The 18250-nt window shown below is 72.4% G+C and carries 20 protein-coding genes (1 of these 20 running past the window's edge); 2 read left to right on the forward strand and 18 right to left on the reverse strand.

Annotated features, from left to right (window positions below):
• Positions 1–96 carry the final stretch of a GNAT family N-acetyltransferase gene (locus tag NBY65_RS28270; protein WP_150045685.1) on the forward strand. Its footprint begins 429 nt before the window's first position, so the window shows 96 of its 525 coding nt (coding positions 430–525); its start codon lies beyond the left edge, outside the window; the stop codon is at positions 94–96.
• A 13-nt stretch (positions 97–109) separates the two neighbouring features.
• Here NBY65_RS28270 and NBY65_RS28275 read toward each other — a convergent pair whose 3' ends face one another.
• From NBY65_RS28275 to NBY65_RS28285, 3 genes are all read right to left on the reverse strand, one after another.
• Positions 110–814 carry a DUF599 domain-containing protein gene (locus NBY65_RS28275; RefSeq protein WP_150045684.1) on the reverse strand — a complete coding sequence of 235 codons (705 nt, stop codon included), beginning with the start codon at positions 812–814 and terminating at the stop codon, positions 110–112.
• A gap of 91 nt (positions 815–905) precedes the next feature.
• Positions 906–1673, reverse strand: a complete 768-nt coding sequence (locus NBY65_RS28280; RefSeq protein ID WP_150045683.1) for a metallophosphoesterase family protein — start codon at positions 1671–1673, stop codon at positions 906–908.
• On the reverse strand, positions 1666–2484 hold the full coding sequence (locus tag NBY65_RS28285) for a nucleotidyltransferase family protein (protein ID WP_150045682.1): 819 nt from the start codon (positions 2482–2484) through the stop codon (positions 1666–1668). Before NBY65_RS28285 ends, NBY65_RS28280 begins: the two co-directional genes overlap by 8 nt.
• 209 nt (positions 2485–2693) lie before the next feature.
• Between NBY65_RS28285 and NBY65_RS28290 the strand changes: the two genes are divergently transcribed.
• The gene (locus NBY65_RS28290) at positions 2694–3677 is read left to right on the forward strand and encodes a lysylphosphatidylglycerol synthase domain-containing protein (RefSeq protein ID WP_162530914.1); all 984 of its coding nucleotides are present in this window, start codon (positions 2694–2696) and stop codon (positions 3675–3677) included.
• Positions 3678–3792: 115 nt separating this feature from the next.
• Here the strand turns inward: NBY65_RS28290 and NBY65_RS28295 are convergent, their stop codons facing one another.
• The 15 genes from NBY65_RS28295 to NBY65_RS33940 all read right to left on the reverse strand — a co-directional run bounded on the left by NBY65_RS28295 (position 3793) and on the right by NBY65_RS33940 (position 18207).
• Complete coding sequence (locus tag NBY65_RS28295) at positions 3793–5127, reverse strand: glutamate--tRNA ligase (protein WP_150045680.1); 1335 nt, start codon at positions 5125–5127, stop codon at positions 3793–3795.
• Positions 5124–5486, reverse strand: a complete 363-nt coding sequence (locus NBY65_RS28300) for a hypothetical protein (RefSeq protein WP_150045679.1) — start codon at positions 5484–5486, stop codon at positions 5124–5126. Before NBY65_RS28300 ends, NBY65_RS28295 begins: the two co-directional genes overlap by 4 nt.
• Before the next feature lie 424 nt (positions 5487–5910).
• Positions 5911–6471 (reverse strand): cob(I)yrinic acid a,c-diamide adenosyltransferase, encoded by a 561-nt coding sequence (locus tag NBY65_RS28305; protein WP_150045678.1) that lies wholly within the window; start codon positions 6469–6471, stop codon positions 5911–5913.
• A 73-nt stretch (positions 6472–6544) separates the two neighbouring features.
• Positions 6545–7564, reverse strand: coding sequence for an energy transducer TonB (locus NBY65_RS28310; RefSeq protein WP_150045677.1), 1020 nt, complete (start codon positions 7562–7564; stop codon positions 6545–6547).
• Positions 7561–8244, reverse strand: coding sequence for an ABC transporter ATP-binding protein (locus NBY65_RS28315; protein ID WP_150045676.1), 684 nt, complete (start codon positions 8242–8244; stop codon positions 7561–7563). The genes NBY65_RS28310 and NBY65_RS28315 overlap by 4 nt, the downstream gene beginning before the upstream one ends.
• Complete coding sequence (locus NBY65_RS28320) at positions 8241–9191, reverse strand: FecCD family ABC transporter permease (protein ID WP_150045675.1); 951 nt, start codon at positions 9189–9191, stop codon at positions 8241–8243. Before NBY65_RS28320 ends, NBY65_RS28315 begins: the two co-directional genes overlap by 4 nt.
• On the reverse strand, positions 9188–10003 hold the full coding sequence (locus tag NBY65_RS28325; RefSeq protein ID WP_150045674.1) for an ABC transporter substrate-binding protein: 816 nt from the start codon (positions 10001–10003) through the stop codon (positions 9188–9190). Before NBY65_RS28325 ends, NBY65_RS28320 begins: the two co-directional genes overlap by 4 nt.
• Positions 10004–10098: 95 nt before the next feature.
• Entirely contained in the window at positions 10099–10986 is an 888-nt protein-coding gene (locus NBY65_RS28330) for a cation diffusion facilitator family transporter (protein ID WP_275266331.1), read from the reverse strand.
• Between the two features lie 94 nt (positions 10987–11080).
• Positions 11081–11986, reverse strand: a complete 906-nt coding sequence (locus NBY65_RS28335; protein WP_162530776.1) for a retroviral-like aspartic protease family protein — start codon at positions 11984–11986, stop codon at positions 11081–11083.
• A gap of 25 nt (positions 11987–12011) precedes the next feature.
• Complete coding sequence (locus tag NBY65_RS28340; RefSeq protein WP_150043515.1) at positions 12012–12929, reverse strand: retroviral-like aspartic protease family protein; 918 nt, start codon at positions 12927–12929, stop codon at positions 12012–12014.
• Positions 12930–12938: 9 nt separating this feature from the next.
• Positions 12939–13394, reverse strand: a complete 456-nt coding sequence (locus tag NBY65_RS28345) for a 23S rRNA (pseudouridine(1915)-N(3))-methyltransferase RlmH (RefSeq protein ID WP_150043513.1) — start codon at positions 13392–13394, stop codon at positions 12939–12941.
• A gap of 1 nt (position 13395) precedes the next feature.
• Positions 13396–13881, reverse strand: a complete 486-nt coding sequence (rsfS, locus tag NBY65_RS28350) for a ribosome silencing factor (RefSeq protein ID WP_239002991.1) — start codon at positions 13879–13881, stop codon at positions 13396–13398.
• Between the two features lie 68 nt (positions 13882–13949).
• Positions 13950–14567, reverse strand: a complete 618-nt coding sequence (locus tag NBY65_RS28355) for a nicotinate-nucleotide adenylyltransferase (protein ID WP_150043511.1) — start codon at positions 14565–14567, stop codon at positions 13950–13952.
• Positions 14568–14577: 10 nt separating this feature from the next.
• Positions 14578–15849, reverse strand: coding sequence for a glutamate-5-semialdehyde dehydrogenase (locus NBY65_RS28360; protein WP_150043509.1), 1272 nt, complete (start codon positions 15847–15849; stop codon positions 14578–14580).
• A 117-nt stretch (positions 15850–15966) separates the two neighbouring features.
• Entirely contained in the window at positions 15967–18207 is a 2241-nt protein-coding gene (locus NBY65_RS33940; protein ID WP_162530775.1) for a response regulator, read from the reverse strand.
• Positions 18208–18250 lie beyond the last annotated feature (43 nt).

Consider the following 18250-nt stretch of genomic DNA (forward strand, 5'->3'; position numbering starts at 1 on the left):
CTGCTGCCGGCAGTCGGCTGGAAACATGGTCGCTGGGTGGATTCCGTGCTGATGACCCGCCCGCTCGGTGCCGGCGCCGATACGCCGCCCGCCTGACCGGGCCCCGACATCACTCCTTCAGCCGCGCATGTGCGCGCAGCGTCAGCGCGGCGGCGTGCTGGAACTGCGTGGCGACCGGTGAGCCCAACTGCCGCCAGACCATCACCGCGGTCAGCAGCAGGCTCGCCAGGGCCAGGGCCAGGGGACCGAGCAGCCAGGCCAGCGCGGCGAGCGCGAAATAATACGACCGGATACCATCATTGAAGGTCACCAGCGCCGCCGTCAGCATGCCGCCGAGCGCCTCGGCCAGGTCCGACACCTGATCGCCCAGCGCGGAGGCCGCCGGGGCCGCCCCGACCAATGCGATCGTGTAGTTGATCTGCCGGATCGCCCAGGTCAGCCGGAAGAAGCCGTGCACCAGCACCGCCAGCACCAGCGCGACCTTGATCGTGAACAGCATCCGCGGCACCGGCGGCACGAAGCCCAGCGCCTCCACCGCCGGCTGCACCCGGTCGAGCCCGCCCAGCGCCGAAATCAACGCCCCGATCGCGATCAGGCTGGTCGAGGCAAAGAAACTCGTACTGTGCATGACATGACCGATCAGGGTGGAATCGGTGATGCGGTTGTCACGCCGCAGCAGGCTTGCCATCCAGGCCACGCGCACCGAGCGCATGCCGGTGTTGATCGAATGCACCCCGGCCAGCCCGATCGCCGGCTCGTAGCCGAGCCACATCAGGCAGAACAGGGCGAGAGCTGCGAAATCCCAGGCAGGCATGGTCACATCCGGAGCGGTTTCACCCGCAACCCTAGCGCCAAATGACGTCCCGGTCCGGTCCAACCATCACTCGCCCGACCCGCTCGCTCCGTCAGACCTCGATCAGCGCGAAGGGCCGCCCGCCCGGCTTGGCGATCTGGGCGGCCACGTTGAAGACCGGCGCGCCGGCCGGGGTGCGCCCCTCGTAACGACCGCGATGGGCGTGCCCATGCACCACGGCGCCCACCCGGAACCGGTCGATCGTCTCGGCCAGTCGCGAGCAGCCAAGGAACGGCAGGATCTCCGGCGGCTCGTCGGCCACGGTCTCGCGAATCGGCGCGTAATGCAGCACCACCACGGCACGACGGCTGCGCACCCGCCGCATCGCGTTCTCCAGCCGCAACGCTTCCTCCACGGTTTCGGCGACGAACTGCTTGATCGCCGCCTCGCCGAAGGAGCCCAGCATGTGCCGCCCGAAGCCGCCGGCGAAGCCTTTCACGCCAACGAAGCCCACGCCCTCGATCTCCACCGACTGCCCATCCAGCACCTGCATGCCCGCCCCGCGCAGGATGTCGCGCACCTCCCCGGCATGGCCGGATTCGTGGTCGTGGTTGCCCAGCACGCCGATCACCGGAATGCCGATGCCGCGCAGGTCCTCGGCCAGCAGCCGCGCCTCGCCCGGCCGGCCCAGATCGGTCAGGTCGCCGCACAGCACCAGCACGCGGGCCAGCCGCGCCGCCTCGGCGAACACCTCGCGCCAGGGCGAGGCCTGGTCCTCGCGCACATGCAGGTCGCCGATGGCGGCGATGGTCAGGCGGGCCGGCGGCTCTCCGCCCGTGGGTTGCTCACCCACCGCATCGGCGGGATACCCGTCAGTCATGCCGCCACTCCCCGTCGCCACCGACATCGGCAAATCCCCATTGCTGCACGTCGATCTGGTAATCGACGCGCGAAAACATCCGCCCGCGGCACACCTTCATCTGCGAGGGCGGCATGTCGAGCTGCAGGCGCAGGCGCTCGAACAGCTCATCGAGCAGCCAGCGCGGGATGCGGTCGCGCTCCGAGGGATAGATCCAGCGGAAATTCAACAGGTGCATCAGCAGCACCTCCCAGTGCGCCTCCATCGCGCCCAGCAGCCGGCGCCAGTCGACCTGGTCGTGCTGGCGCAGGATCACATGCGCCACGTCCGGCCCGTCATAGCGATGGCGCAACTGGATGAAGGCCTTCGACCAGATCAGCTCGGTGGGGGCGACGATGCGCACCTGGGTGCCGAGGATCTCCACCTGCCGCGCCTCGGCGAACCACTGGTCGTTGACCGGCATGGTGCCGTTGGCCGAGGCGAAGATCACGTCGAAGAAATGCGCGCCGCGCCGCACCTTGCCGATCCAGCGTTCGTCCTCGATCGCGATCGCATCGCCGAGGTTACGGAAATGCCCGAGGATGCGCGCGAGATCCCCGGCGCGGCAGAAGATGTCGAGATCCTTGGTCGGCCGGGCGATGCCGGTATAGGCGGCGACGGCATAGGTGCCGGACAGCAGAAACGGCACCCTGCTTGCCACCAGCTCGCGCAACGCCTCGGCGAAGAAGGCCTCGGCCTCGGGCGAGACCGGGGATGGGTACGCTGCCGCATCGATCACCACCGCCTCCGTCGGCGCCGGGGCCTCGCCACCTGCCCTCTCCTCCTGGGTCATGACCGGATTCGTCCCACATCACGTCAGGGTGGAACTGCCCGCGCGGAAAGCGGTTCCCGGACAGGATTTTCCCCCCGCCTCCCTTACAGGCACCACGGCATGTCCCCAGGCCCCGCCCCGACAGGGATCATCCCCCGGCAACACCCGCGCTTGACACAGGCCCGGTTCGGTGGCGTGTCGGGCGCGCATGCCCCAGTCCGTATTCCACCGTGCCGTTTAGTCTGATCGCCATCATCCTCGGCGGCGGAGCCATCATTGGCTTCATCGCCTGGTTCGGAGCCCAGACGATCGGCGCCGAAGTGATCGCCGCCGGCTGGGCCGTGCCGATCACCGCCGCGCTGCTGTGCCTGCAGCTCTGGCTTTCCGCCATCGCCTGGCGCCTTTCCGTCGGCGTGCAAACCGTGCGCATGGCGCATTGGTTCCGCATCCGCTGGATCCGCGAGGCAGTGAACTCGCTGTTGCCGGTCGCCCAGCTCGGCGGCAACATCGTCGGCATCCGGCTGCTGGTGCACCGTGGCGTCTCCGGGCCGCAGGCCGGGGCGGGCACCACGCTTGACCTCACCATCGAAGCCGGCACGCAGGTGCTGTTCACCCTGGCCGGCTTCGCCCTGCTCGCCGCCATCGACCCCGACGAAAGCTGGATGCCCTGGGTTCAGGGCGGGCTGATCACCGGCGCCCTCGGCATCGGTGGCTTCATCATCGCCCAGCGCGCCGGGCTGATGCGGCTGGTCGAACGCAGCGCCGGCCTGCTGAAGCGCCTGTTCCCCAACCTGCCCCTCGAACTGGTGCGCGGTCTGCACGGCGAGCTGATGCGCCTGCAACGCGACCGCGTGGCCGTCGCGAAGGCAGTCGCATTGCACCTGCTGGCCTGGACGCTCGGCTCGCTGGAAGTGTGGCTGGCGCTGCACGCCATGGGCATCGATGTCAGTTGGGAACAGGCCTTCGTCATCGAAAGCCTGGGCCAGGCCGCCCGCAGCGCCGGCTTCGCCGTGCCGGGTGCGCTCGGCGTGCAGGAAGCGGGATTCATCCTGGTCTGCGGCCTGTTCGACATCACCCCGGACACCGCCATCGCCCTGTCGATGGTCAAGCGCGCCCGCGAACTCGCGGTCGGATTGCCCGGACTGGTGGCGTGGCAATGGGCCGAAGGCAAACGCATCCTTCGCCGTCGCCGCGCCGCAATGGACGACCTGTAGCGGGGCGCTGCCCCGCGCCCTGGCAGGAGGCTTCGCCTCCTGCACCTCCACCAAGGGCCGAAGGCCCTTGGATCCCATCTTGGGGTGCAAGGGGCGGGGCAGCGCCCCACACGGGTCAGCTCACCGCGATCTCCAGGCGCTGGGCCGCCCGCGCCCGCCCGATCAGTGGCAACAGGGCCCCGAGATCGGGTCCATGGTCCTCCCCCGTGAGCGCCAGCAGCAGCGGCTGGGCCAGGGCCTCGCCGTCGCGGCCGGTCGCACGGGCCAGGGCACCGATCCAGGCATCCCAGACCATTTCGTCCCAGGGTTCGGGCGGCAGCGTGGCAAGGGCGGTGCGCAGGAAGGCGCCCTCCCCTTCGATCACCGGCGGCACGATGGTACCGGCGACCACATCCCAGTAGCCACGGGCCTCGGTGAGCAGGTCGATACGCCCGCGCACCGCCAGCCAGAACGCCTCGGTGGCGCCGTGCGGCAGGCGGTCGGCGACCGCGGCGAAAGGCAGGTCGCGCAGCGCGAGACGGTTGAGCGCCAGCAACGGGCGCAGGTCGAAGGCGTCGGCGCGGGCGAAGCGGCGCAGGTCGAAGCCGTCGATCAGGTCCCGCACGGCGGCCGGTTCAGTGGCGCCGGGCCGGGCGAGGCTTGCGGCCAGGGCGGTCGGTTCGATGCCGTCCTGGCGCAGGCCCCGCAGCGTCGGCAGCCTGGCGTTGCGGCCGCTGCCAGCGGCCAGCGGGTGCAGGTGGGCGAAGGCGATGGCATCAGGATCCGCGTCGAGCGCCGCCATCAGGTCGATCTGCACCCCAGTGGTGCCGAGCAGTTCCTCGCCGCGCAGCAGGTGGGTGATGCCAAGATCGATGTCGTCCACCGCGGATGCCAGGGTGGGCATCGGCGTGCCGTCGGCACGCACCAGCACCGGGTCGGAGATTGCCGGCAACCTGGCTTCGCCGCGGCCGAGCACCAGGTCGGGCCAGGTCAGCACGCGGTCGGACAGGCGCAGGCGCCAGTACGGCTGCTTGCCGCCGGCCTCGGCCGCCGCGCGCTGCGCCGGCGTCATTTTCAGCATGGCCCGGTCGTAGACCGTTGCCTGCTGGCGGCGATGGCGCAGCTCGCGCTTGGCGTTGAGTTCGGCTTCCGATTCGAAGCAGGGATAAAGCCGCCCGCGTTCCTGCAGCCGGGTGATCGCGGCAGCATGGCGGTCGCGGCGGTCGGACTGGCGCACCACCTCGTCCCAGTCGAGGCCGAGCCATTCCAGGTCGGCGAGCAGCGCCGCCTCGTGCTGGGCGGCGGCCTCGGGATGCTCGAGGTCGTCGAGCCGGAGGATGAAGCGGCCACCATGCCGCCGCGCCAGCAGCCAGCTGCCGAGCGCGATCCGGGCGGAGCCGATATGCAGCGGGCCGGTGAGCGGAGCGGCGAAGCGAACGCACGGGCGGCTGCCCTGACGAGGGCGGGTCATTCGAGATCAAGCCCCGGGTCGCGCCGGGGATCGAGGGCGCGCCAGTCACGCTCTTCCTCGGCCGCCGGGCGGTCGGCGAAATCCTGCAGCTCGGTATTGCTGCGCCAGCCGGCCTCGCCGGCATCCACCACCTCGGCGTCCTCGCCGAAGGCGAACCAGGCATCCAGCACCTCGCGCGCCGAGGCGCCGGCGGCGCGACACCGCTCGACCGAATCGCGGACATAGCGGCGGGCGAAGGCGTTGGCCTGCATCAGCGTGGGAAAACCGCCGACTTCCTCGGTCACGTTGTCCTCGGAGGCGCCGGACAGGTCGAGGATACGGACACGCCAGCCGCCGGGCGGGGCGAACAGGTCACTCATGACAGCTCCTCGGGGGTAGCCTCTCCCCGCCTGGGGAGGGGTTGCGGAACGGATACGCACGAAGAACGTTCACGATACAAAGGTCGTCGAGCCGGTGGTCATGGAACGGCAGCGGTCACGGCCGCAGGCACGGGGCGTGACCGCTGCCCCCGGTGGGGCCTGGCAGCGCCGGAAGCCGGCGCGGGTCGCAGGCCGGCGGCTCCGGGGAGAGGCGATCCTGAGCGTTTGGGACATGGCCGGAAGCTATGATCTCGCGGCCGCGCGCGCAACGCGGGGCGCCCCGACCCGATCCCGGTCCCCACGCCGCATGCGGGGATGACCGGCTTGACAGGACGCGGAGCTGTCCGGTGCACCGCGTGAATCGGAAGGCCGGATCAGGAACCGATGCCGCGCCCCGGCGGATCGTTGCGGTTCGATCACGGCCTCAGCGGTTGCCCTCCGGCACCCAGAGCACATCCCCGCCCGCCGGCAGGTTCAGCCGCCGCGCCAGCACGAAGAGATGGTCGGACAGCCGGTTGAAGTAGCGCAGCACCAGCGGATTGATCGGCTGCTCGCGCGCCAGCGCCACCACCCGCCGCTCGGCACGCCGCACGATCGTGCGCGCGACATGCGCATGCGTGGCGCCGGGCGTGCCGGCCGGCAGCACGAAGCTGCGCAAGGCGGGCAGCGCCACGTTCATCGCCTCCACTTCGCGTTCCAACCGCTCCACCGTGCCGGCCCCGAGCCGCAGCCGCCCCGCCGCATCGCCAGGCACGCACAGATCGGCGCCGACGTCGAACAGGTCGTTCTGGATGCGGGCGAGCATGGCATCCGCCTCGCCGTCGCAGCCGAGATGCAGCCGCAGCACGCCGATGCAGGCATTCGCCTCGTCCACGCTGCCGAAGGCCTCCACGCGCACCGAATCCTTGCTCACCCGCTCGCCGTCGCCGAGCGAAGTCTCGCCCGCGTCGCCGCCCCGCGTGATGACCCGATCGATCCTGACCATTGCACGTCCCCCCTTTTGTCGCCGACCATCCCCTCTACACCGACCCGGCGGGGCCTGTCCCCGTTCCGGCCGGTCAGTTCAGGCGGAAGCGCACCGGCAGGTCCTGCACCGAGTCCACCGGCACGCCATTGCGCACCGCCGGCGTGAACCGCCAGCGCGCCAGCGCCCCCTGCGCCGCCCGGTCCAGCCGCGAATAGCCGGAGCTTTGCAGCAGCTCGACCGTGTCCACATGTCCGTCCGGCGCGATGTGCATCCGCACCACCACGACCCCCTGTTCGCCGAAGCGCGCCGAGTCCGCGGGATAGACCGGTGGCAGGTTGCCCTGGTCGCCGACCGCGGGGCGCAGCCGCTCGCCAACCAGTTCGGCCGCGCCGACGTCGCCGCCCGCGAGCAAGGCAGCCGATTGCCATTTCGGCGGGGCCGGAGACTCCGCTGCAGCCGCGGCGGCCGGCACGGCAGCGGAGGGCGCGGACGCAGGCGCCGCGGACGCCAGTTGGGCCGCGGGCGGCGATGCGGGTGAGACATCCCCCTCCGGGGCCGGTTCCGCGGCCATAAAGGGAAAAGCCGGCGCGGGCGGCGCCGGCGGAGCGGCGGGAGCGGGCGGAGCGGATGGCGCCGCCGGTGTCGGTGGGGCCGATGGCACGGACGGCGCCGGCGGCGCAGGGGGCGAGGACGGAGCCGGCGGCATCGGCGGGGCCGGCGGAGCGGCCGGAGCCTGGGGGGCCGGGGGCGCCGACGGCACCGGCGGCGCGGAGGGCGACGGAGGCTCCGGCGGAACCGGAGGCGGCGGGTACATCATCTGCGCCGTCGCCTGCCCTTTCGCTTCGGCGCCGCCGCCCATCACCACCTCCACGGTGGCGCCCTGGTCGGCGGCCATCTCCGGCTCGACGGCGCGCCGGAACAATGCCGGCCATTCCAGGGCGGTGCCCGCCGCCAGCACATGCAGCAGCACCGAGATCGCCACCGCCTCCCGCAGCCGCCCCTTGGCGATGCCAACAGAGCGGCGGATCGCCCGTCCGGGGCGCCCGCCGCGGCGCGGTGATGGCAGGCCGAGCGGCAGGCGGGGCGGCCCCGCGGCCAAGGGCGGGGTCATGGCGCGGGCGGCAGCAGCCGCGGCGCCGGATCGCTCCCCCAGGGCAGGCCGAACACGGCGGCCGCCCGCGGCAGGGCGTCGGCAGGCGGGGCGTCGGCCACGATCCGCCCGTCCGCCATCACCACGATCCGGTCGGCATACCGCGTCGCCAGGTCCAGCGCGTGCAGCACCACCAGCACGCACCGCCCCTGTCGCGCCAGCTCGCGCAGCAACGCCATGATCTCGTGGGCCGCGGCAGGATCGAGATCGGCGGTGGGTTCATCGAGCAGCATGACCTCGGGCTCCGTGGCCAGCACCCGCGCCAGCATCGCCCGGCGGGCCTGCCCCCCAGAAATGCGATCCACCCGCGCCGCGCGCAAGCCGTCCAGCCCGCAGGCGGCGATCGCCCGCGCCACCGGGGCGGGATCGGCATCGCCATGCGGGATGCGCCCGAGCGCCACCACCTCGGCCACCGTCATCCCCCAGGCACAGCGCGCCCCCTGCGGCAGGAACCCCAGGTGCCGCGGATCGGGCGGCACGCCACCGGGCAGCAGCCCGGCCAGCGCCCGCAGCAGCGTCGACTTGCCGGCGCCGTTCGGCCCGCACAGGGCCACCACCTCCCCTGCCTGCGCGCGGAAATCGATGTCGTGCAGCACTGCCCGTCCCGACAGCCGCACACACCCGGCCCGCAGCGCGATCATCCCCCGCTCCCCGCGTTCACCTTCTGCGCGATGCGGATCAGGAACGGCGCCCCGAGCAGCGCCGTCAGCACGCCCAGCCGCGGTTCCTGCGACAGCGGCAGCAGCAGCGGCAGCGCCCGCGCCAGCAGGTCAGCCCCCAGCAGCAACCCCGCCCCGGCCAGCAGCGACGGCGCCAGCAAGGCAGAGGGGCGCTCGCCCACCAGCGGGCGCAGCAGATGCGGAACCACCAGCCCGACGAAGCCGATGCCCCCCGCGACGGCCGCCCCCGCCCCCACCGCGAGCGCCACGCCCAGCGCCGCCCGGCGCAGCGTGCGGGCGATCGGCACGCCGAGGCTCGCCGCCACCTCCTCGCCGAGCGCCAGGGCATCCAGCCCCCGCCCGAGCCGCAGCAGCACCACGCAGCCCAGCACGATCGGCCCGGCGGCCAGCGCCAGATGCAGCAAGGTGCGGTCCTCGAGCCCGCCCATCAGCCAGAAGGTGATCTCCGCCAGCGCGAACGGGTTGGGGGCCAGCGTCAACGCCAGCGCCAGCAACGCCGCGGCCAGCGCCGAAAGGGCGACGCCGGCCAGGATCAGTGACGGCCCGCTGGTGACGCGGCCGGCGAAGCCCAGCAGGAACACGCAGCCCAATGCGGCCCCCGCCAGCCCGGCCAGCGGCAGCGCCGGCGCGAAGGCGGCCGACACCCCCCAGTAGAACGCCACCACCGCCCCCAGCCCGGCACAGCCGCCGATTCCCAGCAGCCCGGGATCGGCCAGCGGATTGCGCAGCGCCCCCTGCAGCACCGCCCCGGACAGCCCGAGCCCCGCCCCTACCAGCGCCGCCAGCGCGGTGCGCGGCAGCCGGATCTGCCAGAGGATCAACGGATCGGGCAGGCCGAACCCGGCCGCCCCGGTCGCCAGCGACAGCACCGCCAGCGCCGCCACCACCGCCCCGAGCGCACGGATCATCGCGCCAGCGCCTGCACCGCCCGCGCCGTCCATGGACCGCCGCACAGCAGCAGCGCCGGGGCGACCTCCCGGCGCGGAATCGCGGCCAGGGCCGGATGACGCAGCACATCCGTCGCCATCGACGGAAAGGCCGGGGCAGTGGCCGTCACCAGCAGCTCCGGCGGATGCGCCACCAGCGCCTCTAGCCCCGGCTGGCCGCCGGCGCCAACATCCTCCAGCCCGGCGGCGCGCAGCACGCTGTCGGGCAGCGAGCCCGGCGCGGCCACGTAGCCACGGGCCTGCAGCATGACCGCGCGCGGCCTGCGCTCCGGCGGCACCACGGCAAGACGCGTTTCCATGTCGGCCAGCAGCGCCTCGCCGCGCGCCGGCACGCCCAGCAGAGCGGCGAGGCGGCGCGTCTCGGCGCGGATCGCCGGGAAGTCCTGCGGCATGTCGATCCGCTCCACCCGCAGGCCGCGCCGCTCCAGCAGCGCCAGCGTGGTCTGGGCGCCGAACCGGCCCGCCAGCACCAGATCCGGACGCAACCGCAGCACCGCCTCGGCATCGGCGCGGACCGCCGGCACATGCGGTGCAATGCCGGCGACCACCGACATCGAGGGCTCGCGCGCGAGTTGCGTCACCGCGAGCGCCTGCTCCGGCGCCAGCAGCAGCAGGAACTGGTCGGCACAGAGATTGAGCGACACCACGCCGGCGGCACGCGCTGGTGGCGACAGAAGGACGGCAAGGACGAAAGCCAGTTTGGCGGGGCGTTGCCCCGCGCCCCACCAGGGCTTCGCCCTGGACCGACCAAGGGCTTCGCCCTTGGAACCCATGTTTTCCCTGCCGCGCAGCGCACCCGGGGTGCAGGGGTCCCCTGACCCCTGCCGGGTCCAGGGCAGAGCCCTGGCCTTCCTTAAAACGCCAATCTTCAAAGCACGATGACGCCGTGATGCTTGGCCTTGCCCTCGGGCTCGACGTGGATGGTGATGGTCATGTCGTGCACCTCGGCCTTCAGGGCCGCTTCGGTGCGGTCGCAGATCTCGTGCGCCTCGGCGACGGTCATGCTCCCCGGCACCACAAGGTGGAATTCCAGGAAGGTCACGCGCCCGGCGTGGCGCATGCGCAGGTCGTGCGCCTCCAGCGCGCCGACCGCGTGCCGGGCCACCAACTGGCGGATGCGCTCGACGATCTCGAACGGCGGGGCGGCGTCCATCAGCCCGCCCACGGAATCGCGGATCAGGAAGGTGCCGGAGCCCAGGATGTAGACCGCGGTCAGCGCCGCCACCAGCGGATCGAGCCAGGGCAGGCCGGTGAGCACGACCAGCCCCACGCCGAACACCACCCCCACCGAGGTCACCACGTCGGCCAGCAGGTGCTTGCCGTCGCCCACCAGCGCGGGCGAACGCTGCTGCCGTCCGGCGCGGACCAGCAGGCTGCCCCAGCTGGCGTTCAGCACGGTCGCGAGCATGTTCACGCCCACCCCCAGCAGGGGGGCGTCGAGTGGCTCGGGATGGAGGAAGGCGCGCCACGCCTCGTTCAGGATCGAGATCGCCGCCAGCACGATCAGCACGCCCTCGATCACCGCCGAGAAGAACTCGGCCTTGTGGTGACCATAGGGATGGTTGGCATCGGCCGGCTTGGCGGCAAAGCGCAGGGCGAAGAAAGCGAAGCCGGCGGCGACGACGTTCACCACGGATTCCGCCGCGTCGGAGAACAGGGCCGCGCTGCCGGTCAATTGCCAGGCCAGGAGCTTCAGCCCGAGCACCACCACGCCCACGGCGATGCTGCCGGCCGCCATGCGTTCTGCCTGTATCACCTGCTCCCGCTCCTGCTCCCACCGGCTGGGCGGGGCCTCTAGCAGATGCCTGCCGCAGTCGTCACCCCACCGCACCGGGACGGTCGGCCCACGCTCAGGGCGAGCCGGGCACGCTCACGAATACCTTGCGCGCGCCAAAAGAAATGAACACGCGCCGCGCGTGCAGGTAGCCCACGCCCACCAGCAGGTCCCCATGGTCGGGCGGCAGCTCCGCCACCAGCAGCAGCGGCGAGTCGGCGCTGTCCGGACCGATGCGCAGACGGCGGAAGCGATGCACCCGGGCCACGACATCGACCGGGGCCGCCCCCTGCAGCGCGATGCCCGGATCCATGGCAAGCGCCGCCTCGCTCACGCCGACCGCATGCGCCGCCTTGCGGTCCACCACCGTCACCATCGCCCCGGAATCGAGGAAACCGACCACGTCCCGCCCGTCCAGCTCCGCCGGCACATAGACCAGCCGCCGGTTCGGCGCCGCCGCCGGCGCCACGAGCATGGTCCAGGGCTCGTCCCAGGGCGGCGCGCTGCGGGCGCAGGGACGAAACAGCGCGACCCGGCCAAGCCCCAGGTCGAGATCGACGTCGAAATCCTCCAGCACGTCGTTGCCGAGCAACCCATCCGGCGGCTGCCCGCCCCAGCCGCGCAGCATGAAATCGCCCACCACCAGGGGATGGTCGCGCCAGACCAGCGCCCCCAGCTCCATCCGCCCGACCCGCACGCCGCGGCCAAAGGCGGCGCCGCCGATCGCAGTGCTGAAATAAAGCAGCGTCTGGTCGGGCCGCAGCGCCAGCCGCTCCGCCGCCTCGCGCGTCACCAGCGACCCCGCGGCCCCGGTGTCCAGGATCAGCGTCGCCGGATGGCCATCCAGCCGTGCCGTCACCACCGGCACGCCGCGGCGAAACTCCAGCTCCAGCTCGGCCTCGGGCTGCGGGGCACAGGCGACCGGCCCGGGCTGCGGCCCCGCGCAGGCCCCCAGCAGCGCCGCAAGCGCCAGCACGGCCATCCGGCATGATCCGGTCGGCCGGTCGCTATGGACGCGCGACAAGAATGCGTCTTGCGCCATACGAAATCCAGACGCGCCGTTGCCCCAGGTAGTCCATCCCGAGCAGCACGTCGAACGCCGCGCCATGCAGGTCGGCCACCACCAGCGCGGGCGCGGGCAGGATGTCGGAGCCGATCCGGGCCTGCCCGAACTGCCAGATCCGGCCCTCGCCGGTCTCGGTGGACAGGCCGGCGATGACGACGCCCGGCCGTTGCGCCAGCGCCGCCGCGTCCACCCCCAGGCGCCCGACGAAGGCGCGCGACACCACCGAGCGCCCCGCGCCGGTGTCCAGCATCGCCAGCGCCTGTCGTCCGTCCAGCTCCATCACCGCCAGCAGCAGGCGCGGCCGGGCGGCCGGGGAAGCGGCGCGCGGCTCCTGCGCGACGGTCTCCAGTTCGGTCGCCCGTGCGGTCCATGGCGGCGCTTCGTCCGGGCACAGCCGGCCGTGATGCAGCGTCAGCCGGCCCGCCGGCATGTCGATGTCGAGGTCGGCATCGCCCAGGATGTCCATGCCGAGATTGCCGTCGGCGATGGGCACGCCGGGCATGATGGTGACGACCGGCCGCAGCACCGGCACGCCGCCGAGGCTCATGCGCTCGACCTGGCCGGTCGGGAACACGCTGGTGCCGCCGATGCCGGTGGACCGCACCAGGCGCTGCAGGTCCGGCACCACCCCGGCCCGCCGCGCGGTGCCATCCGAGATCACGGTGTGGCCGGCACCGGTATCCACCACCAGCAACGCCGGAACCCCGTTGATCGTCGAGGGCACGCCACGAAACGGCCCGAGAGGGGACAGCGGCAGCTCCCGGCTGGCAGTGAGGCCGCAGCCTTCCCTCGGTGGCCCCGCGCAGGCCGAGAGCAGCGACAGCAGCAGCGCGACGGCCGGAACCAGGGAGTTTCGCATGCGCAAACCTCAGGGGCGGCCGGCCCGGTGATAGGGATGCCCCGCCGCAATCGCCCTGGCCCGGAAGATCTGCTCGGCCAGCATCACCCGCGCCAGCATGTGCGGCCAGGTCAGCCGCCCGAGCGACAGCACCGCATCGGCCCGGTCCAGCACCGCCCGGTCCAGCCCCTCCGCCCCGCCGATCAGGAAACAGACCGGCCGGCCGGCTTCCAGCCAGCGCCCGAACTGGGCGGCGAAGGCCTCGGTGTCGGGCATGGAGCCACCGAGATCGAGCGCCACCGCGAAGGCCGAAGCCGGCAGCGCCGCCAGCAGCGCCTCGGCCTCGCGCCGGCGGATCTCGCCGGTACTGCCCCTGGCTTCGGCCAGCTCGGTCAGTTGCAGCGCCGGGCGCACCCGCCCGGCGTAGCGCGCGAACAGCTCGGCCTCCGGGCCACGCCCGATGCGGCCGACCGCGATGATGCGCAGCTCAGGCAGCGGAGGACGGATCCTCGTCCAGTTCCCGCCCCCACATCTTCTCCAGCGCGTAGGTGCTGCGTGCCTCTGGCCGGAACAGGTGGATGACGATGTCGCCGGCGTCGATCAGCACCCAGTCCGCGCCGGCGCCACCTTCGACCTGCACCCGCCGCAACCCGGCCTCACTGAGCTTTTCTTCCAGATGCGTCGCCATGGCGGCGATCTGCCGGTCGGCGAGGCCGGTCGCGATCACCATCCGGTCGGCGAAGGCCGCGCGCCCGGCAAGGTCGATGGTGACGATGTTCTCGGCCTTGTCGTCCTCGAGGCTGCCGACGATGACCGTCTGCAACTGATCGAGCCGCGACGACGCCTCGGCGGCAGGCGGGCGGCGGGCGCCGCGGCCGGGCCCGGCGGCGACGGCCTTCTTGCGGGGCGTGCCCGGCGGCAAGGGCAGAGCGGGTCCGGTGGCGGTGCGGGGACTGGCGCGGCGACGGGTCACCGCGACCTTCTTGGCAGGCGCGGCAGGCGGCTCGGTCGGCGGCGCAGGTGGCTTCCTGGCGATGGGTCCTACTCCCGGGATCGTCGTTGCGGCCCGGCGGCACGGATGGCACTGGCCGAGGCGGCATGCTGCGGCGCCGGCAGGAACACCCAGGCCGGCGGCGCCAGACCGGCCAGGGCAGGAGCGAACTGCGCGGGCACACGCGCCCGGCGCAGGCGCCGCGCGGCGAGTCCCGCGAGGGCTCGATGATTGTACGTGGGCCGCGGCAGCACGGCAAAGGGCATGCACCGGGCGATGTCGAGCCAGGCGCGCCAACGCGGCAGTTGCACCAGGTTGTCCGCGCCCATCAGCCAGACGAAGTGCCGGCAGGGGAAATGCCGGCGCAGCCGGCGCAGCGTGTCGGCGGTGTAGCGGGTGCCGAGCCGGGTCTCGATGTCGGTGGCCACGATCCGCCGCCCGTCGGCGATGGTGCGGGCCGAGGCGAGCCGTGCGGAGAGCGGCGCCATGCCCGCCACCGGCTTGAGCGGATTGCCCGGCGAGACCAGCAGCCAGACCTGCTGCAGCCGCAGCCGCTGCAACGCGCACTCGGCGACGTGGCGGTGTCCTGCATGGGCCGGGTTGAAGGAACCGCCGAGCAGACCGACACGTCCGCGCCGCCGGTCGCCGTACGGAGACGGTGCGGTCAGGGACGTCTCCTCAGGGCCGGGTCTGGCCGGTGCCGGTGACGACGTAGCGGAAGGTGGTCAACTGCTCCAGCCCGACCGGCCCGCGCGCATGGATGCGCCCGGTGGCGATGCCGATCTCGGCGCCGAAGCCGAACTCACCCCCGTCGCAGAACTGCGTCGAGGCGTTCCACATGGCGACCGCGCTGTCGATCCCTTCGATGAATTGCCGCGCCGCTTCCGCGTCCCCGGTGACGATGGCGTCGGTGTGCTCGCTGCCATGGCGGCGCACATGCGCGACCGCATCCGCCACGCCATCGACCACCGCGACCGACAGGACCGCATCGAGCCATTCCGTGTCGAAATCCGCCGGCTGCGCCGCCGGCAGCTCCGGCACGATTGCCCGGGCGCGGTCGTCGGCGCGGAAATCGCAGCCGAGCGCACGCAGATCGGCGACCAGCACCGGCAGCAGCGACGGCGCGATGGCGGCATCGATCAGCAACGTCTCGGTAGCGCCGCAAATGCCGGTGCGGCGCATCTTGGCATTGGCCAGGATCCGCCGCGCCATTTCGGGGTCGGCCGCCGCATGCACGTAGGTGTGGCAGAGCCCCTCGGCATGGGCCAGCACCGGCACCCGCGCCTCGCGCAGCACCCGCTCGACCAGGCCCTTGCCGCCACGCGGAATGATCAGGTCGATCTGCCCGGCCGCGCCAAGCATGGCAGCGACATAGGCGCGATCGGTGGCGGGCGGCAGTTGCACCGCCTCGGCCGGCGCGCCGGCGGCGCGCAGCCCCTCGGTGACCGCCGCGTGGATCGCCGCGGCGCTGTGGAAACTGTCCGAGCCGCCGCGCAGGATCACCGCACTGCCCGCCTTCAGGCAGAGCCCGGCGGCATCGGCGCCGACATTCGGGCGGCTTTCATAGATCATGCCGATCACGCCGATCGGCACGGCGACGCGGCGGATGCGCAGCCCGTTCGGCCGCGTCCAGTCGGCGAGCGTGCGGCCGAGCGGATCCGGCAACGCGGCGATGTCGTCCAGGCCCCGCGCCATCGCCTCGACCCGCGCCGGGGTCAGGGCGAGCCGGTCGCGGAAGGCGGTGCTGCCCTGGCCTGCATCATAGGCGGCCAGGTCGGCGGCATTGGCCTGCAGGATCGCCTCCGACCGCGCCCGCAGGCTGGTCGCAGCCGCCCGCAGCGCCTCGTTGCGGGTGCTTTCCGGCAGGCGCGCAAGCGTGGCGGAAGCCGCACGGGCGGCGGCGGCGGCGGTGCGAAGCCAGTCGGTGCTGCGATCGGTATCGATGTGCATAGGGCGCTCTCCGCAGTTATCCTGCCCCCCCGGCGCCGCTTCTGCCAGAGGCAACCCGCGGGACCCAGGGCCGCGCGGGACAGCCGGCAGCGAACGAGGGCCAGGGGCCGCCCCGCCTCAGTGGCTGGCCTCGGCGCCAGCCATGCCGCCGCCCCGGATCACCTGCTCCAGCACCGCTTCCAGCTCAGCCGCGCGGAACGGCTTGTGCAGCACCGGGACGCCGGCCTCCTGCACTTCCGCTGCCTTCTCGCTGTAGCCAGTTGCCAGCACCACCGGCAGATGCGGCAGGCGTGCCCGCAGCTCCCGCGCCAGCGCCAGACCATTGACGCCGCCCGGCATCATCATGTCGGTGATCACCACGTCCGGGCGCTCGCCACGCTTGATCGCCTCCAGCGCCGCCGCCCCCGTGGGCAGGTGGCGCACGCGATGGCCAAGCGTCTCCAGCACCTCGCTCAACAGTTCGGCGACGTCGGGATCGTCCTCCACCAGCAAGACCGACACCATGCGTTGACCCTCCTCGGCTGCCGGCGTCGCGGGTACGCCTTTCTCGTCCATCACCGGCCCATCCGCCCGCGGCAGCAACAGAGTGACCGTCGTTCCTCCCCCGAGGCGACTTTCGATACGCGCCGTGCCGCCGGACTGACGGGCAAAGCCCCAGACCTGTGACAGCCCCAGCCCGCTGCCGCGACTCGGGTCCTTGGTGGTGAAGAACGGCTCGAACGCTCGTCCCAGCACCTCAGCCGGCATGCCCTCGCCATTGTCGGTGACCGCGATACGAACGAAACGCCCGGCCAACCCGTCCGGTGCCGTCGCCGTATCGGGAAACGTGACATTGGCGGTGGCCATGTGCAGATGTCCCCCTGCCGGCATGGCATCCCGCGCGTTCACCGCGATGTTTAACAATGCCACTTCCAACTGCGTTCGGTCCACCATTACGGGCCAGGTATCCGCAGCGATGTCCATCGTGAGCCTGATGTCGTCCCGCAGCGATTGGGCCAGCAGGTCGCGGCTCTCTTCCAACAGCCGGCCCGGATCAAGCAATTGCGGTGCCAGGGATTGCTGGCGGGCGAAAGCAAGCAATTGACGGGTCAGGCGTGCGCCGCGATCCACTGCCTTGGCCATCGAGGCCTCCGCCACCCGCCGGCGCGCGGAATCATCGGAACTGTGCAACAGGGTCAGCCCCGTTTCGATCACCTGCAGCAGGTTGTTGATGCCATGCGCAACGCCGCCGGTGAGCTTGCCGATCGCCTCCAGCCGCTGTGCCGCGGCAAGCTGCTGTGTCGCCGCCTCCAGCGCCGCGGTACGTTCGGCCACGCGCTGCTCCAGCGTCGTATTGAGTTCCTGCAGCCGCGCCTCGACCTCGGCCCGGTGGCGGGCGATGCGGCGCATATCCACCACCAGGCCGCGCAACCCGACCGCCACCTCGCGGGCCTCGCGATACCAGGCACTGCCCAGGCCCAAACCAGGCCCCTGCCCGGCGGCATCACCGGGGAACCGCGCCGCTGTCGCCAGCGCCTCGCCCGGACGGGCGATCGCGCGCGCCAGCAGCCATCCCAGTCCGCCGGCCAGGGCCGCCGCCACGCCCGCGGCAAGGGCCACCTGCCGCTGTAGTTGCCGCACCGGCGCCAGCGCCACCCCGGCCGGCAATCGCGTCATCACCAGCAGCGACCGCTCGGGAAAGGCCCCGGAGGAGGTGATCGCGGCAGTGCCGACCAAATAGCTGGTCCCGTCCGGCCAATCCTGCAGCCCGGCCCCCACCGGCACGATGCTGCCCTCCAGCCCGGGCGGCCCCAGCAGCACCGTGCCGTCCTGCCGGAGTACCATGATCTCCGGCACCAGCGGCTCGCGCAGCATGGCGCGGAAGGCCACCATCATGTCGCGCATCCACTCCGGCGACAGCCGGGCCGCCAGCATCCCGAACAGACGCCCGTCGGCACCGGAAACCGGCACGCCGAACCCGGGCAGCGGCGCGATCCCGGACGCGGCATGGTCAGCCGCCGTCACGGATCCCCTCTGCGCATCCCAGGCATCCATGATCACCCGGCCATCGGGCCTGAGCAGGCTGACCTGGTTGAAGCCCGGGTAGGCCTCGCTCACGGCGCGCAGCAAGGCCCGGCGTTCCTCATCATCGGCCCGCAGATGGCGCAACGCCGGCATCTGGGCGGCCGCACGCAGCCCGGCCAGATGGATCGCCTCGCCCTGGACCAGCATGCCGCCGAACTGGCTGGCCAGCCGCTCCATCTCCCGCATCTCCCGCGCGGCGATCCGGTCGGCCGCGTCGTGCCCCCCGAGCAAAGCCGTAGCAACCGCAGCCAGCAGCGCGACCGTGCTGAAGGTGAACGCCAGAAGCGTTCGCAAAGGAGGAAGGGACCGACACATCACGGTCAGAATTCTAACGCAT

The sequence above is a fragment of the Rhodovastum atsumiense genome, assembly GCF_937425535.1.
GTDB lineage: Bacteria > Pseudomonadota > Alphaproteobacteria > Acetobacterales > Acetobacteraceae > Rhodovastum > Rhodovastum atsumiense.

What these genes read in the sequence shown, in the direction of transcription:
- NBY65_RS28275 (WP_150045684.1), bottom strand. Translation starts at nt 814, where the DNA reads ATGCCTGCCTGGGATTTCGCAGCTCTCGCCCTGTTCTGCCTGATGTGG.
- NBY65_RS28280 (WP_150045683.1), bottom strand. Translation starts at nt 1,673, where the DNA reads ATGACTGACGGGTATCCCGCCGATGCGGTGGGTGAGCAACCCACGGGC.
- NBY65_RS28285 (WP_150045682.1), bottom strand. Translation starts at nt 2,484, where the DNA reads ATGACCCAGGAGGAGAGGGCAGGTGGCGAGGCCCCGGCGCCGACGGAG.
- NBY65_RS28295 (WP_150045680.1), bottom strand. Translation starts at nt 5,127, where the DNA reads ATGACCCGCCCTCGTCAGGGCAGCCGCCCGTGCGTTCGCTTCGCCGCT.
- NBY65_RS28300 (WP_150045679.1), bottom strand. Translation starts at nt 5,486, where the DNA reads ATGAGTGACCTGTTCGCCCCGCCCGGCGGCTGGCGTGTCCGTATCCTC.
- NBY65_RS28305 (WP_150045678.1), bottom strand. Translation starts at nt 6,471, where the DNA reads ATGGTCAGGATCGATCGGGTCATCACGCGGGGCGGCGACGCGGGCGAG.
- NBY65_RS28310 (WP_150045677.1), bottom strand. Translation starts at nt 7,564, where the DNA reads ATGACCCCGCCCTTGGCCGCGGGGCCGCCCCGCCTGCCGCTCGGCCTG.
- NBY65_RS28315 (WP_150045676.1), bottom strand. Translation starts at nt 8,244, where the DNA reads ATGATCGCGCTGCGGGCCGGGTGTGTGCGGCTGTCGGGACGGGCAGTG.
- NBY65_RS28320 (WP_150045675.1), bottom strand. Translation starts at nt 9,191, where the DNA reads ATGATCCGTGCGCTCGGGGCGGTGGTGGCGGCGCTGGCGGTGCTGTCG.
- NBY65_RS28325 (WP_150045674.1), bottom strand. Translation starts at nt 10,003, where the DNA reads ATGGGTTCCAAGGGCGAAGCCCTTGGTCGGTCCAGGGCGAAGCCCTGG.
- NBY65_RS28335 (WP_162530776.1), bottom strand. Translation starts at nt 11,986, where the DNA reads ATGGCCGTGCTGGCGCTTGCGGCGCTGCTGGGGGCCTGCGCGGGGCCG.
- NBY65_RS28340 (WP_150043515.1), bottom strand. Translation starts at nt 12,929, where the DNA reads ATGCGAAACTCCCTGGTTCCGGCCGTCGCGCTGCTGCTGTCGCTGCTC.
- NBY65_RS28360 (WP_150043509.1), bottom strand. Translation starts at nt 15,849, where the DNA reads ATGCACATCGATACCGATCGCAGCACCGACTGGCTTCGCACCGCCGCC.